The 13,863-nt window shown below is 54.4% G+C and carries 11 protein-coding genes; 2 read left to right on the top strand and 9 right to left on the bottom strand.

Features of this window, described 5'->3' with window-relative positions:
• Window positions 1-252: 252 nt before the first annotated feature.
• The 8 genes from KTJ90_RS04620 to KTJ90_RS04655 are packed head-to-tail and all read right to left on the bottom strand — an operon-like array spanning window position 253 to window position 8,177.
• Window positions 253-1,215: a ribokinase gene (locus KTJ90_RS04620; protein ID WP_078804703.1), complete on the bottom strand. Its 963-nt coding sequence runs from the start codon at window positions 1,213-1,215 to the stop codon at window positions 253-255.
• A complete protein-coding gene (gene alsK, locus KTJ90_RS04625; protein WP_375150767.1) occupies window positions 1,212-2,108 on the bottom strand; it encodes an allose kinase in 897 nt (298 codons plus the stop codon). Before alsK ends, KTJ90_RS04620 begins: the two co-directional genes overlap by 4 nt.
• Window positions 2,105-2,797 (bottom strand): D-allulose 6-phosphate 3-epimerase, encoded by a 693-nt coding sequence (gene alsE, locus KTJ90_RS04630; protein ID WP_003850331.1) that lies wholly within the window; start codon window positions 2,795-2,797, stop codon window positions 2,105-2,107. The genes alsK and alsE overlap by 4 nt, the downstream gene beginning before the upstream one ends.
• Window positions 2,797-3,846 carry an ABC transporter permease gene (locus KTJ90_RS04635; RefSeq protein WP_375150776.1) on the bottom strand — a complete coding sequence of 350 codons (1,050 nt, stop codon included), beginning with the start codon at window positions 3,844-3,846 and terminating at the stop codon, window positions 2,797-2,799. The genes alsE and KTJ90_RS04635 overlap by 1 nt, the downstream gene beginning before the upstream one ends.
• A 15-nt stretch (window positions 3,847-3,861) precedes the next feature.
• Window positions 3,862-4,851 (bottom strand): ABC transporter permease, encoded by a 990-nt coding sequence (locus KTJ90_RS04640; RefSeq protein ID WP_008926751.1) that lies wholly within the window; start codon window positions 4,849-4,851, stop codon window positions 3,862-3,864.
• Window positions 4,844-6,349 carry a sugar ABC transporter ATP-binding protein gene (locus tag KTJ90_RS04645; protein ID WP_442844158.1) on the bottom strand — a complete coding sequence of 502 codons (1,506 nt, stop codon included), beginning with the start codon at window positions 6,347-6,349 and terminating at the stop codon, window positions 4,844-4,846. The genes KTJ90_RS04640 and KTJ90_RS04645 overlap by 8 nt, the downstream gene beginning before the upstream one ends.
• 1 nt (window position 6,350) lies before the next feature.
• Window positions 6,351-7,334, bottom strand: coding sequence for a substrate-binding domain-containing protein (locus KTJ90_RS04650; protein WP_008926750.1), 984 nt, complete (start codon window positions 7,332-7,334; stop codon window positions 6,351-6,353).
• Window positions 7,335-7,346: 12 nt separating this feature from the next.
• Window positions 7,347-8,177 (bottom strand): DeoR/GlpR family DNA-binding transcription regulator, encoded by an 831-nt coding sequence (locus tag KTJ90_RS04655; protein ID WP_008926749.1) that lies wholly within the window; start codon window positions 8,175-8,177, stop codon window positions 7,347-7,349.
• Window positions 8,178-8,800: 623 nt separating this feature from the next.
• On the opposite strand from KTJ90_RS04655, the gene KTJ90_RS04660 reads away from it, so the two are divergent.
• Window positions 8,801-9,952, top strand: coding sequence for an ABC transporter substrate-binding protein (locus KTJ90_RS04660; protein WP_033761974.1), 1,152 nt, complete (start codon window positions 8,801-8,803; stop codon window positions 9,950-9,952).
• Between the two features lie 50 nt (window positions 9,953-10,002).
• On the top strand, window positions 10,003-11,976 hold the full coding sequence (gene cirA / locus KTJ90_RS04665; protein ID WP_033761971.1) for a catecholate siderophore receptor CirA: 1,974 nt from the start codon (window positions 10,003-10,005) through the stop codon (window positions 11,974-11,976).
• 174 nt (window positions 11,977-12,150) lie between these two features.
• Here the strand turns inward: cirA and oxlT are convergent, their stop codons facing one another.
• On the bottom strand, window positions 12,151-13,425 hold the full coding sequence (gene oxlT, locus KTJ90_RS04670; RefSeq protein ID WP_003850320.1) for an oxalate/formate MFS antiporter: 1,275 nt from the start codon (window positions 13,423-13,425) through the stop codon (window positions 12,151-12,153).
• Between the last annotated feature and the right edge of the window lie 438 nt (window positions 13,426-13,863).

A 13,863-nucleotide genomic window follows, 5' to 3' on the forward strand; every position in this document is an offset into this window, starting at 1 on the left:
GTTTGGGCAGGAGCTGTAAAGGGGGAAGGGCGTCAGCGCACATCTTCAGGCGTTGAGCATTTTATACTGAGCAAAAAACGATTCCCCTCCTGATAACTGATCGCCGGGCTGTAACGCCATCGACACGTCGCAGCACGACGGTTTCCTGCCAGGCGCGTGAGGAGATGCCCGATGAGCACTCTCCTGAAAAGCCTCGCGCTGTTCAGCGCGAGTTCAGAGTGGAACTGATGAAGATCAGCTTGCCGGTCTGCATCACGCGATTACGCTCTCAATCGGCTCGATAATACATTCCGGGTGCGCCTGCAGCCGCGCGAAAGCCTCGGCATACGAGGGCATTGAGTCGGCTGCGCCGGCACGTTCGACACAGAGTGAGGCAAATGCCGCAGCAAATCGCGCCGCCTGGGGCAGATCCTCGCCGGACGCGAGCCGGGCGGCAAGCGCGCCATTAAACGCGTCGCCAGCACCTGTGGTATCGCGCGGCTGTGCCGGAAAAAGCGGAATACGCTGCTGCTGCACAGGTGTAGAGAGCAGGGCGCCAGCAATGCCCAGCGTGATAATGACCTGACGCGCACCCTTACGATGCAGTACCTCAGCGGCGCGACGTGCGCTGGCAAAATCAGTAACAGTTACCCCGCTAAGCTGGCTCGCTTCCGTGCTGTTAGGCGTCAGCAAATCAACCTTTGCCAGCAGCGCATCGCTGATTTTTTGCCACGGCGCCGGGTTGAGAATCACAAAGGTGCCGCTGGCACGCGCGTTATCAACCATGCGTTGAATGGCACTCAGGTTGTTTTCCAGCTGTACCAGCAGAATATCGGCAGCGGCTACCGTAGGCTGGCAGCGCGTGACCTCTGCAGCGGTCACGGTGGTATTGGCGCCCGGATAGACAGAAATCATATTTTCAGCGTCGTCGCCTGCGACGTAAATCAGCGCGTTACCGGTGGGTTTCTCTTTACAGGTAAACAGCGTAATGGCGTCAAAGCCGGTTTTCTCCAGATGACGTCGCGCGAAAAGGCCAAAATCGTCATTGCCCACTTTACCGATGTAGTGCACCCGAGCACCAGCGCGCAGCGCCGCCGTAGCCTGATTGGCGCCTTTACCGCCCGCGCCCATCATGCTGTTGTGCGCTGTCAGCGACTCCCCTGGTAGCGGAAAGCGACGCATCACGGCAACAACATCGAGGTTAAAGGAACCGAAAACACATACTTTTCCTTTCATCCTGCGCTCCTGAACAGGCGTTCGGCGGCGAGACAGGCACCGCGACAGCCCGTGTAGTCGGTTGAGTGGCTGAAAATGATCTTCAGGTTTTCGCGCGTGACCGGTGGCCGCAGATGCTGCTGAATCTGGTTGCGCAGCAAAGCCAGCGGAAAATCAGCCATCGCCAGCACGCCGCCGCCGAGGATCAGATATTCCGGGTCGAGTATATTCATCTCAGTTGCAATCAGCTGCGCCAGTCGTCGCACAAACGCCTGAAGTTCAGGCTGGTCGCCGTGATGGGTAAACAGCGCAGAAATAGGCGTGTCGGCGGCGTTCAGCGCGGCCCAGTGACTCAGCCAGTGGCCTGAGGTCAGGGTCTCCGCGCAGCCGCGATTACCGCACGGGCAGGGAAGATCATTGCCTGCCACCGGCACATGCCCCAGTTCGCCAGCACCGCCATGCTCGCCATGATAAAACTGCCCATTGAGCCACAGACTGTTGCCCATTCCGGTGCCAGGATAGAGGCCGACGGCGTTATCCGGCAGTTGCTCCAGCTGCAGCAGATCCCACAGCATCAGATGGTTCACATCTTTGTCCATCGCCACGGGCACACCGAGCTCCGCTGCCAGACGTGCCGCCACAGGCTGGTGGTCCAGCGCCTGGATAAAAGGCAGCGAAATCACCTGCATTCTGTCGCGGCTGAGGATACCCGGCAGGCCCAGCATAATGCCGCTGACCGGCTGCTGTTCCAGCGTATCATCAATAAGCTGAGCCAGTGCCTGCAGCGCGTCCGGCTGCCGGGCCCAGCTGGCGGTGGGCACCTTGCGAAAGCTGCTCCAGACGCCTCCCGCTTCCATGAGCTGCAGCCGGGTACCGGTGCCGCCAATGTCGATACCAAGCCAGCGCGGTTTCATGCAGACACCTGCGCCAGCCCCTGGGCTTCATCAATGCTGTCGCGCATCATCTTCCAGGCGGTGGCTAAATCGTCATGAATGTTAAATAAGCCCGAGGTACCGACAATCAGGACTTCTGCGCCCGCGCCAATAAGCTGGTGATAAGTGCGGGTGTTACAGGAGCCATCGATTTCGATCAGATAGTGATATCCGTGCTGCTGCTTCAGTGCTTTCAGCTCACGCACCTTTTCAACCATTTCCGGGATAAAAGGCTGGCCGGCGTAGCCCGGATCCACCGTCATCACGGTGATCTTGTCGAGCAAATGGATATAGTGCTGAATATATGAGATTGGGGTGGCTGGATTGAGCACCACGCCCACTTTTTTACCATAACTGCGGATCAGATTAATGACGCGAAACGCGTCGCGGTTGATCGTCTCCGCGTGCGGACAGATATAGTCAGCCCCCGCTTTTGCAACCGCCTCGATAAAATTAGTCGGCTCTTCCACCATCAGATGCACGTCGATCGCCACGCGGGTGAAAGGACGGATCTGCTCAATGAAGAAAGGGGAGAGCGTTATATTTTTAACGTAGTGACCATCCATGATATCCACATGAAGAAAGTCAGCGCGCGAGTCGAGAACCTGTAGCTGGTGCTTGATCTCCATCAGGTTCATACACATCAGTGACGGGGAGATTTGAGTACGCATCATACTTCCTTCTTTTCAGACAGAGGATTAAGCACCGCGGCCAGCCTGCTGAGCTTTACTGCACGGTGTTCGTTGAATCGGGTTTTAAATTGTTTAAAGGCGAGGACCACAATCAATACCGCGCCCCACATTGCCAGGCTGACGTGCTGACTGATGTTCATCAGATTGAAACCGGTTGAAAGTACCTGCAGCGCAATCAGTGCCAGCACCACACCGGTGACGCGACCGAATCCGCCGTTGGGATCGGTGCCGCCAAGAATAATCGCCAGTACTGTCAGTAACAGATAAGCATCGCCATAACCCATGCGCGCGGAGTTAAAGCGCGCCATCATAATCAGGCCTGCCAGTACGCAGAGCAGGCTGGAGATCACATAGACCAGCATCACCATGCGATGGGTATTGATGCCGCTGAACCAGGTGGCGTTGATATTGCTGCCGCCCATGTAAATGCATTTTCCCGCGCGGGTTTTACCGAGAAACAGTGCCAGTAGCGCGGCGGCGATCAGGAATACCCAGAGCGGCAGCGGCATACCCAGCAGCGTATCAGCACCCAGCGCCTGTACCACCGGCGGCATGCCGCTGACGGCAGCCCCTTTGGTCAGCCAGATACCGATACCGTTCAGCGTCATCATCGTTGCGAGTGTGACCAGAATCGGGTGCGCGCCGATTCGCGTTACCATCAGACCCGTTACCACGCCGATTACGACGGCGATCAGCATGGCGCCAATGATGGCGATGAACAGCCAGAGCAGTTGCAGCGCCATGCCGGCTCCGGCGGGCAGGGCGCTCATCAGCGTCCAGGCGATAAACAGCGCCGTCAGGTTAGCGGTCGCGATAATGGCAAGGTTCAGGCCGCCGCTGAGGATGGCGATAAACATCGCCAGTGTGAGTAAGCCCAGCTCCGGCAGCTGAAATGCCATACTCATAAAGGTTGAGTCGGTCAGGAAGCGACCCGGCAGCATCACCGTAAAGATGGCCAGCGCCAGCGCGATAAGCAGCATCAGGCCGATGTTGGTGCCGTCCGGGCGCAGTGCAGTCAGTGATTTCATCATCAGTGCCCTCTGTCACACGAAACTGACGTCAGTTTCTTTGCGTTTTTTGTAATGGGTCACGGCGATCGCAATCATGATGACGCCGCCAACCACGATATTCATGAAGTAGTTCGATACTCCCACCAGATTGAGGCCGTTCTTCAGAATGGCGATCAGGAAAACCCCCATCAGTGTGCCGCTGACTGTGCCTTTACCGCCCATCAGACTGGCGCCGCCCAGCACGGTCGCCGCCAGGACATCAAGCTCACCGCCAACCAGCGCATTCGGCACCACTTCGCCCATGCGATAGACCTGTACCAGCCCGCCAATCGCCGCCATCGCGCCCAGCCAGCCATAGGCGAAAACGTGGATCAGTCCAACGCGAATACCAATACGACGGGCTGACTCCGCATCCCCTCCGACGGCGTAAAGCTGACGGCCCAGATTGGTTTTGTTCAGCAGCAGGGCCGTTACTGCAGCAATCAGCAGCATCGTGACCAGGGGCAGGCCCACCTGAAAGCTCTCTCCCTGCCAGCTGAACGGCAGCACGTTGCGCAGCGTGATCCACCACTCCGGCAGCGAATAGAGGCTGCGGCCACCGGTTACCCACATCAGCAGTCCGAACAGCAGCGATTGCATGCTGATGGTGATGATGATGGAGACCACCCGCAGCGTGGTAATCAGGAGCGCATTGATTACGCCGAACAGCGTGCCGCACATCACCGCCAGCACAATGCTGAGCAGCGCATTATCGAACTGGAACTGCACAAAGAGTGACGCAAGCAGGTACTGCACCACGGAGGCGACTGCCGCAAAGGAGATATCGATACCGCCGGTGACCAGCACCACAAACAGACCCAGTGCAAAGATGCCGGTGACGGCATAGCTCTCTGCCAGATCCAGCAGATTCTGCATGGTGAGAAACTGATCGCTGGCAACCGAGAAAAACAGAATGAATGCCAGCAGTACCCAGGCGAGCCAGCCCTGACTGGAGTGCGGACGAAAACGGGAAAAGTCAGGCATTGATCACCTCCGCCAGCTGCTGCTGCTCGACGCTATCAGGTTGGTATTCGGCATGGATCGTGCCATCGCGGAAATGCAGGATGCGGTCGCAGTTGTACCAGACCTCTGGCACTTCATCGGAGATCAGAATGATCGACAGGCCCTCTTTCGCCAGCTCATGGATCAACTGGTAAATACTGGCCTTGGCACCCACATCTACCCCAACGGTAGGCGAGTCGAGGATCAGAATTCGCGGCTGGGTCAGCACCCATTTCGCCAGCACAATTTTCTGCTGATTGCCGCCGGAGAGGGTAGAAATGGCGAGGTTCGGATCGGCCACGCGCACGCCAAGCTGCTGGATCCACTGCAGGATCAGCTTGTTCTTGCGGTATTCATCAATCAGGTGAAACCGGTTCTGGAGTTTGTCGAGGATCGGCAGCACCATGTTGTCTGCCACAGACTGCTGCTGCACCAGGCCCAGCGTCAGGCGATCTTCCGACACATAGCCGATACCCGCTTTGATTGCATCTTCATGGCCGCGAAAGCGTACCGGCTTACTGTCGAGCCAGATTTTACCGCTGTCGGGACGTGTCATGCCGAATAGTGAGAGTGCCAGTTCAGTGCGTCCGGAGCCGAGCAGGCCGCATAGTCCAAGCACCTCGCCTTCATACAATTTAAAATTGACGTTGTGATACTGGCCGGCGCGGGTTAAATCTTCTATCTCCAGAATGGCGCGGTCATCGTTGCGTGTCGGCGCTTTCAGCTGATAGTCGAGTTTCAGACCGGTCATCAGCTCCGTCAGGTGGTGCGGCGTCATCTCCTGCGCGGGCCAGCAGCCCATTTTGCGCCCGTCACGGATTACCGTAACGCGGTCAGAAATCTCCAGCACTTCATCAAGCCGGTGGCTGACAAACACCACGCAGATATTTTTGTCTTTCAGATAGCGTACGGTTCGCAGCAGCTGATTTACTTCGGTTCGGGTCAGGGAGGCGGTGGGTTCATCCATGATCACCAGCCGCGCATCGGCGACCAGGGCACGGCAGATCGCCACCTGCTGACGCTGCGCGATGGAGAGCGCTGCGACCTTTTCATCCAGATTCAGGTCGAACTTCAACTCATTAATAATGCTGCGCGCGCTTTCCTGCAGCCGCGCGCGGTGGTGCCAGCGCAGCAGGCCGTTGAGGTTATGCTCAAAGGCGATGTTCTCTGCCACGCTCAGGTTGGGAAACAGCGACAGATCCTGATAAATCACCTGGATACCGAAGTCGCGCGCCTGCCGGGTAGTAAGGCGCGGCAGTGGCGCGCCGTCGCCCAGGGTGATGCGGCTGCCGCTGTCCGGGGCGTGCACCCCGGAAATCACTTTGATCAGAGTGCTCTTGCCACAGCCGTTGGTGCCAGCGAGACAGTGCACTTCGCCTGCCAGTAAGGTCAGGGAGATATCGCTCAGCGCGCGGTTACCACCAAATGTTTTCGACAGGTTATCGAGCGCAATCAGTGTCTGTGGAGTGACCTCTTGCATATCAAAGCCCCATTTTTACCAGTTTTGGCAGGTTTTCTTTATCCAGACTCTCTGTGTTGTTACCGAGAATGGTGTGGGTCTTTTCATCCACTTTTACCTTGCCCAGCCCCTCAATCGTCATGCCGTCAGTAATCGGCTCTTTCTTCTGCATCATGTCGGCAATACGCACAAAGACTTCGCCCGCGGTCTCAGGATTCCAGATGTAGCCGCCTTTGATGGCGTTACGCTGAACCAGGGAGGCACCCTGTCCCGGACTGAAAGAGCCAAGGACACAAACCTGATCGATTTTTTTACGGTTCATGACCGCACGTCCGGCACCGATTGGCCCCTGCGAACCAAACGCCAGGATGCCTTTCAGATCCGGATATTTAGACATCAGCTCATTCGTGGTACGGATGGAGTCATCCAGTGATTCACCAACGCCAAATTTGTCGGTGACCAGCTGCATTTTGGGGTAGTGCTCTTTCTGATAAGCGAGTGCAGCGTCAGTCCACTGCTGATGCAGCGGCACCGTCAGGCTGCCCACATACATGGCGTATTTGCCTTCATCGTGCATGCACTTCGCCAGTGCTTTCATATGATTGATGCCATGGGTTGTCGCATCGACCAGTTCAAAATCCCAGTTGGCGCCCTGCTGACCGGGAGACTCATGGGTAATGACTTCGATACCGGCATCGCGTGCCCGTTTCAGCACCGGCTCCAGCACTTTTGGATCGTTGGGGACCACGCCGATGATATCGACTTTCTGCGCAATCAAATCTTCAATGGCACGCACCTGAAGTGCCGGGTCAGCGGCAGTAGGGCCGACCATCCACGCATCAATACCGCGCTTCGCTGCTTCACTTTTAATGCCGGTTTCCATGGCATTGAACCAGGGAATACCGCCAATTTTGACCACAATACCCATACGCAATTTATCAGCAGCTTGCGCGCCCGTGGCGGCAAACAGAGCAAGTAAAGAGCAGGCGATAAGATGTTTTTTCATACAGACTCCGGGTTAATTTTTAATTAGCTGCATGGATTGATAACGCTGTGAACAGACGATGACATTAACGCCATTCCACGCCAGTTCCTGTTCAAGCTCTTTATCTTTTAATTGGTCAGTAATAAGAAAATCGACATCGCGGTAATGACATATCCGGGCAAACGAGGGCCGCAGAAATTTACTGCCATCCATTAAAAGATGTTTTTTTTCGGCGGCCAGCAGCATCTGTTGTTTCAGGTGCGCATTATTCTCATTGCCTTCGCGTAAATATCCGTCGTTACCCAGACTGCTACAGGAAAAAAATATTTTATTAATCTGAAATTCCCGCAGTGGTTGCTCAGCCACCACCCCATGAAAAGCCTCATCACGATCGGAATATTCACCGCCCAGACAGATAGTGCGAATACTGCCGCGAGCGGCAAGCGTCTGTACGATGCGCAGCGAATTGGTTAATACCGTTAATTCAATGTCTGGCAACTGTCGCGCCAGATACCAGCAGGTGGTACTGCTATCCAGTAAAATACAGTCGCCGGGGCTGATAAAGTCGAGCGCGCGTTTGGCAATAATCATTTTTTCATCAACGTGCTCATTAATTCGCTGCCGAAAAGTTAATTCACTTTGGTTAGCGATTCTGCTATTTCCTTGTGTGCCAGTGTTCTGTTTTTTTATCAGAACGGCGCCGCCATGGCTGCGTTGTAATAAACCGCGCTTTTCAAGCTGGCTTAAATCACGCCGAATAGTTTCCTGTGAAACCTGACACAGAGTGACCAGTTCTGAGACAATTACCCGGCCATTTATATTAATCTCATTAATAATTCTTTGCTGTCTTTCAATCGGCAACATACTTATCCTCCGATGGATATAAAGTACTGGAAGCAGACACGGGAAAATGTGGACTGGGCAGGAGTCCACGTGGGTAAATTGCGCTGGCGTTTATAAGGTGATGAAGTCGAAATATTTCATGAAAAATATTGCGGCTCATTACATTATTTAGTGATTTTGCTCACATAATTAGCCTTGTACGGCAGGTAGCAATCACCAAAAGGGTTAATAAACTATATAGACATTGTTGCTATGGCGTGACTGTTTATGACCGTTTGTGTGGGTTTGACCGTTTAAATCCACACCTGACTTTCTCAGCGTTCCTGTTAAGTCACCTGAGGGTGAGGGAAAGAGAAAAAATAACAGACCCAGTCCTGGTGATTCAGACGAAAATCAAGCTGTTCCGGCGATGGTTCTTCCGCTGAGCGGTTTCTGCTTTTATGATCACGAGACTGCAGTAATGGAATGCGCAGCCTCGTTCACGCTATTCATCTTTCAATTTTGTGACTCTCTGATCGTTGTTTATGGGCGCTTTAGTGCGCTCAATCACCGGGCTGCGTACAAATGTAAATGTAATTGATAATAGTTATCGTTTACATTATTGTTCGTTCTTCTTCAGGGAAACGCAAAGGAATCGGAAGAAGATGAATTATCCTCAGAAATTAGTAAAAGTGCTTTCTGGTAAGCAGATATTTGCCGGATTCGCAGGCCTCACGTTCTGCTTGCTCAGTGTAACGGCACAGGCGGTCACCGTCACAGACGTTGCGGGACGCACGGTTACCGTGCCGGATGATGTTCAGCGTGTGGTACTCGGAGAAGGCCGCTTGTTCTTCGCGCTTTCGCTGCTTGAGGGCCAGAAACCGTTTGACCGAATCGTCGGCTGGCAGGGCGATTTCCGTAAACTTGACCCGCAAACCTACGCCACCTATCGGGCGAAGTTCCCGCAAATCGACAACATTCCGTTGATCGGCACGACCAGTGCCGACACCATCAGCCCTGAAAAAGTGCTGACACTGAATCCGCAGCTGGCGATTTTCGGTCTGTCGGGGCACGGTCCCGGCAAAGGAAGTGAGCTGGTGAAACAGCTGCAAAACGCCGGTGTGCCCGTGGTGTTTGTGGACTTCCGCACTTCTCCGCTCAAAAACACTCTGCCGAGTATGGAACTGCTGGGCAAAGTACTGAATCGTGAGAAACAGGCGCAGGAGTACATCCGCTTCTATCAGGAAAATATTAAACGCGTCACCGATGTGACCCGCGATATCCCGCTGCAGAATAAACCGAAAGTCTTTATCGAACTGCGAGCCTCCACAGCAGATGAATGTTGCCGCTCAGCCGGTAACGGCAACATGGGTGATTTTATCGATCTGGCGGGTGGCGTGAATATCGCCAAACCTCTGCTGCCGGGCGCGCTCGGTCAGGTGAATCTGGAAAAAGTCATTGCCGCGCAGCCGGATGTCTATCTGGTCAGCGGCGGTGCCAGACCACCGAAAGCGGGTGATCCGCAGCCGGTCAGTTTAGTGCTGGGCGCGCAGACCTCACCAGAACAGGCGAGCGCCAGCCTGAAGCCGCTGCTGGCGCGTAAAGGCATCAGCACGCTGAAAGCCGTGCAAGAGGGGCGCAGTTTTGGCATCTGGCACAACTATTACAACTCTCCCTATAACGTGCTGGCCGTTCAGTACTTTGCCAAAGCATTTTATCCGCAAAAGTTTGCCGGGCTCGATCCGCAGAAAACACAAAAACAACTTTATAAACAGTTCCTCGCTGTCGAACCGACCGGCACTTACTGGACAGAGTAAAAGGAACTTTGCCCCGGCTGCCGGGGCGTTTTACCTCTCGGAGAGAAGAAATGGTTAAGACTAAATTTACACCTGCCGTTAAAGCGGGGCTGTTTGCACAACTGATTACTGCCACGATGCCGGTGATGGCGGAAGAGGCCAGCGAGGTAAAAGAAAATGAAGATCAGATGGTGGTTACAGCCTCCTCTGTCGAACAAAATCTCAAAGATGCCCCCGCCAGTATCAGCGTAATCACTCGCGAAGATCTGCAGAGAAAACCGGTACAAAACCTCAAAGAGGTGCTGAAAGACGTTCCCGGCGTACAGCTCACCAATGAAAGCGATAACCGACAGGGTGTCAGCATTCGCGGACTGGGCAGCAGCTACACGCTGATCCTGGTCGACGGCAAACGCGTGAATTCCCGCAACGCCGTCTTCCGCCATAACGATTTTGATCTGAGCTGGATCCCGGCAGAATCGATCGAACGTATTGAAGTGGTGCGCGGGCCAATGTCCTCTTTATATGGGTCCGATGCGCTGGGCGGTGTGGTCAACATCATCACCCGTAAAGTCGGCACCCAGTGGCATGGCACGCTGAGCGCAGACACCACCGTTCAGGAACATCGCGATCGCGGTGACACCGGCAACGGCAATTTCTTTGCCAGCGGCCCGCTGGTTGACGATTTACTGGGTGTGAAAGTTTATGGTGCGCTGGGTAAACGCAATAAAGATCAGGCCAGTTCCGCCAGTGGCAGCACTGGTCAGCCGCGCATTGAAGGTTACACATCGCGTAATGCTAATGTGGAATTCTCACTGACGCCGGATAAAGATCAGGACATCACGTTCGGTTACGGGATGGATCGTCAGGATCGGGATTCCGACACCCTGGATAAAAACCGTATCGAGCGCGAAAACTACTCGCTCGGCCACGCTGGCCGCTGGGGAGTGGCGAATACCGAACTGCGTTTTTACGGTGAAAAAATCGAAAATAAAAACGCCAAAACCATTACCTCGAAAAACAATTCTCTCGACGGCAAAGTCGTGATCCCGCTGGGTGATTACACTCAATTCCTGACGTTCGGCGGTGAATACCGCAACGATAAGCTGGAAGATGCGGTCAACATGAAAAATGGCGGCAGCGTGCAGGCTAATCAGTATGCGCTGTTCCTGGAAGATGAATGGCACATCTTCGAAAACCTGACGCTGACTGGCGGCGTACGCATGGATGACCACGAGAACTACGGCGTCAACTGGAGCCCGCGTGCCTATCTGGTCTACAACGCCACCGATACGGTCACGTTGAAAGGCGGCTGGGCATCCGCTTTCAAAGCGCCTTCTCTGCTTCAGCTGAGCCCGGACTGGCTCAGTGGTTCATGCCGCGGGAGTTGCAATGTGGTAGGCAATAAGGATCTGAAAGCAGAAACCAGCGAAAGCATGGAGTTCGGACTCTATTACGCCGGTCAGAGAGGGTGGCTTGAAGATGTTACCGCCAGCGCGACGGTGTTTCAGAACGACATCGACGACATGATCACGGTTATCCGCACCGCCAACCGCAGTCTGGCGCCATCCTATCCAAACTTTGCGGGATTTGATGCCAGCGGCAATCCGATCTTCCGCTATTACAACGTGAATAAAGCACGGATCCGCGGGCTGGAAACGGAGCTCGGTCTGCCGGTCGCCGACAAGCTGAATCTCCGGCTGAATTACACCTACAATGACGCCCGCGATCTGAGTAACGGCGGCAACAAACCGCTGTCTGAACTGCCGTTCCACACGACAAATGCGACGCTTGACTGGAAACCGCTGGAGGACTGGAGCTTCTATCTTTCCGCGAATTACAAAGGCAAGAGCCGCACGGTGACCGATGGCAATGCAACACCAGGCGGATATACCACCTGGAATACCGGCGGGTCATATCAGGTGAACAAAGCGGTGAAAATCCGTGCTGGCGTTCTGAACCTGACCGATAAAGATCTCAACCGCGACGACTACAGCTATAACGAAGATGGCCGCAGATATTTCGCGGCTGTTGATTACAGTTTCTGATCGTCAGCGCCGGCCGGGACATCAGCAGTCCCGGCTGTTTTTGCGCTTTAAGTGGTTACTACGGGTTTCCTCAGAGCCTGACATCAGAATCAGTCCGTCCTGACGATGCATTGTAAGAACGCACAAGATGCCTGTTCAGTTCTGATCTCATTCAGCGATGTCACTCACCGACAATTAATGTGCACGATTATTTTGCGCGTGCATAAAGCGTGCACGCCAGGGCTTGAGCACCCACAACGCCAGACCGGCCGTGATAAAGTCGAAGGTAATCGCGCAGCCAAAGACCAGGTGCCAGTTATGGGTGTGCTGATACATCAGCGCCGCCAGCGGGCCACCAAAGATCGAGCCAATTCCCTGAGACATATAGAGCCAGCCATAATTCGTGGAGGCATTTTCACTGCCAAAAGTATCGGTGAGTGTGGAGGGGAACAGCGAGAAGATTTCACCCCACCCGAAGAACACGACGCCTGAAAGCAGTACGAACAGCACGGGATCTTCACGGCAGGCGAGCCACAACGTCATCGCGACACCTTCCAGTGCGAAGGCAATAAACATGGTATTTTCGCGGCCGTAGCGGTCGGAAATAAAACCAAACAGCGGGCGCGTCAAACCATTGGTGAAACGGTCGATGGTCAGCGCCAGGGGCAGGGCGGCCATACCGAAAACGACAGCTTTGCTGATGCCGAAGTCTTCGGCAAAAATCGCCATCTGCGAAGTGACCATCAACCCTGAGGTCGACATCATTGTCATCATCATGAACATCAGCCAGAACAGCGGCTGGCGCAGCATTTCTCTGGATTTAAACTGGCGCTGGCCTCGTACGGGTGACGATGTGTTGCTGACCGGCATCATCGCGCTGCTTTCAGGCAGCCTCAGGTTCTGGCTGGCGAGAAGGCCCACAGCGGCGAAGATGAGACCAAATGTCGTCATCGTCTGTTCCAGCCCGTAGCTATTAAGAGAAATGGAAATCGGGAAGGTGGTAAAAATTGCGCCCATGCCATAGCCCGCCGCAACGGTTCCGGCGGCAAAACCGCGTTGCTGTGGAAACCACTTCATCACCAGTCCCACTACGCCGATATACACAATCCCCGTCCCCAGTCCGCCCAGGCAGCCATAGACCAGATAGAGAGCCGTCAGGCTATCGACCCGGGCCGCGATTACCCAGCTGAAGCCCGCCATCAGCGTACCGATGGAGATCAGCAGACGTGGACCAAAGCGCTCAACCAGCCGGCCCTGGAAGGGTGAAAAAAAGGTCTGCAGAATAATCAGCAGCGAGAACGTGACCTGCAGTTCCGCCAGCCCGACGCCGAGTTTGGCAATCATCGGTTTGGTTAACAGCGTCCAGACGTACTGCGGGCTGGAAATAGCCGCCATGCAAATCAGTCCAAGCAGAAGCTGCACCCACTTGCTGTGTTTTGCTATTACCACCGGTTCGCTAATTGAGGTCATTATTATGTCTCCACATTACGCTCTGCTACACAGCTGAAATCAGTCTGCTCTGTTTACACACTGTTCTGGCATTGCGCAGTTCCAAACCTTTGCCTGCTCCTAATGCCAGATTACTGAGACCGATATGCCGGTACATAGGTGTATGAAGAGAATTAAGCAGAAAATGTGCCAATAAAAATAACCATTAATATCAACAGGTAATGAGATGGCTTAGAGGTTTAGTGTGATGAAGTGCAAAGATTTAGTGCGCTGAGATGGTGCGTGGGAAAGCGCTGGTGGTCATAAAAGCATTGGGGTTTTGGGTTTTAAGGGCGATGTGCTGAGAGGGGCTCTCGAAAAGAGCTTAAACCGGTGGCTGAAAGATTGGGTATGGAATGGGTAGATTCTGACTCTAGGAAAAAACTGGAAACACAAATAGCCCGTAGGGTTTTCAGGAGT

Source organism: Pantoea jilinensis, assembly GCF_019104105.1.
GTDB lineage: Bacteria > Pseudomonadota > Gammaproteobacteria > Enterobacterales > Enterobacteriaceae > Pantoea > Pantoea eucalypti.

Excerpts from the sequence above, each read along its gene's own strand:
- KTJ90_RS04620 (WP_078804703.1), bottom strand. The coding sequence starts at position 1,215 with ATGAAAGGAAAAGTATGTGTTTTCGGTTCCTTTAACCTCGATGTTGTT.
- alsK (WP_375150767.1), bottom strand. The coding sequence starts at position 2,108 with ATGAAACCGCGCTGGCTTGGTATCGACATTGGCGGCACCGGTACCCGG.
- alsE (WP_003850331.1), bottom strand. The coding sequence starts at position 2,797 with ATGCGTACTCAAATCTCCCCGTCACTGATGTGTATGAACCTGATGGAG.
- KTJ90_RS04635 (WP_375150776.1), bottom strand. The coding sequence starts at position 3,846 with ATGAAATCACTGACTGCACTGCGCCCGGACGGCACCAACATCGGCCTG.
- KTJ90_RS04640 (WP_008926751.1), bottom strand. The coding sequence starts at position 4,851 with ATGCCTGACTTTTCCCGTTTTCGTCCGCACTCCAGTCAGGGCTGGCTC.
- KTJ90_RS04645 (WP_442844158.1), bottom strand. The coding sequence starts at position 6,349 with ATGCAAGAGGTCACTCCACAGACACTGATTGCGCTCGATAACCTGTCG.
- KTJ90_RS04650 (WP_008926750.1), bottom strand. The coding sequence starts at position 7,334 with ATGAAAAAACATCTTATCGCCTGCTCTTTACTTGCTCTGTTTGCCGCC.
- KTJ90_RS04655 (WP_008926749.1), bottom strand. The coding sequence starts at position 8,177 with ATGTTGCCGATTGAAAGACAGCAAAGAATTATTAATGAGATTAATATA.
- KTJ90_RS04660 (WP_033761974.1), top strand. The coding sequence starts at position 8,801 with ATGAATTATCCTCAGAAATTAGTAAAAGTGCTTTCTGGTAAGCAGATA.
- cirA (WP_033761971.1), top strand. The coding sequence starts at position 10,003 with ATGGTTAAGACTAAATTTACACCTGCCGTTAAAGCGGGGCTGTTTGCA.
- oxlT (WP_003850320.1), bottom strand. The coding sequence starts at position 13,425 with ATGACCTCAATTAGCGAACCGGTGGTAATAGCAAAACACAGCAAGTGG.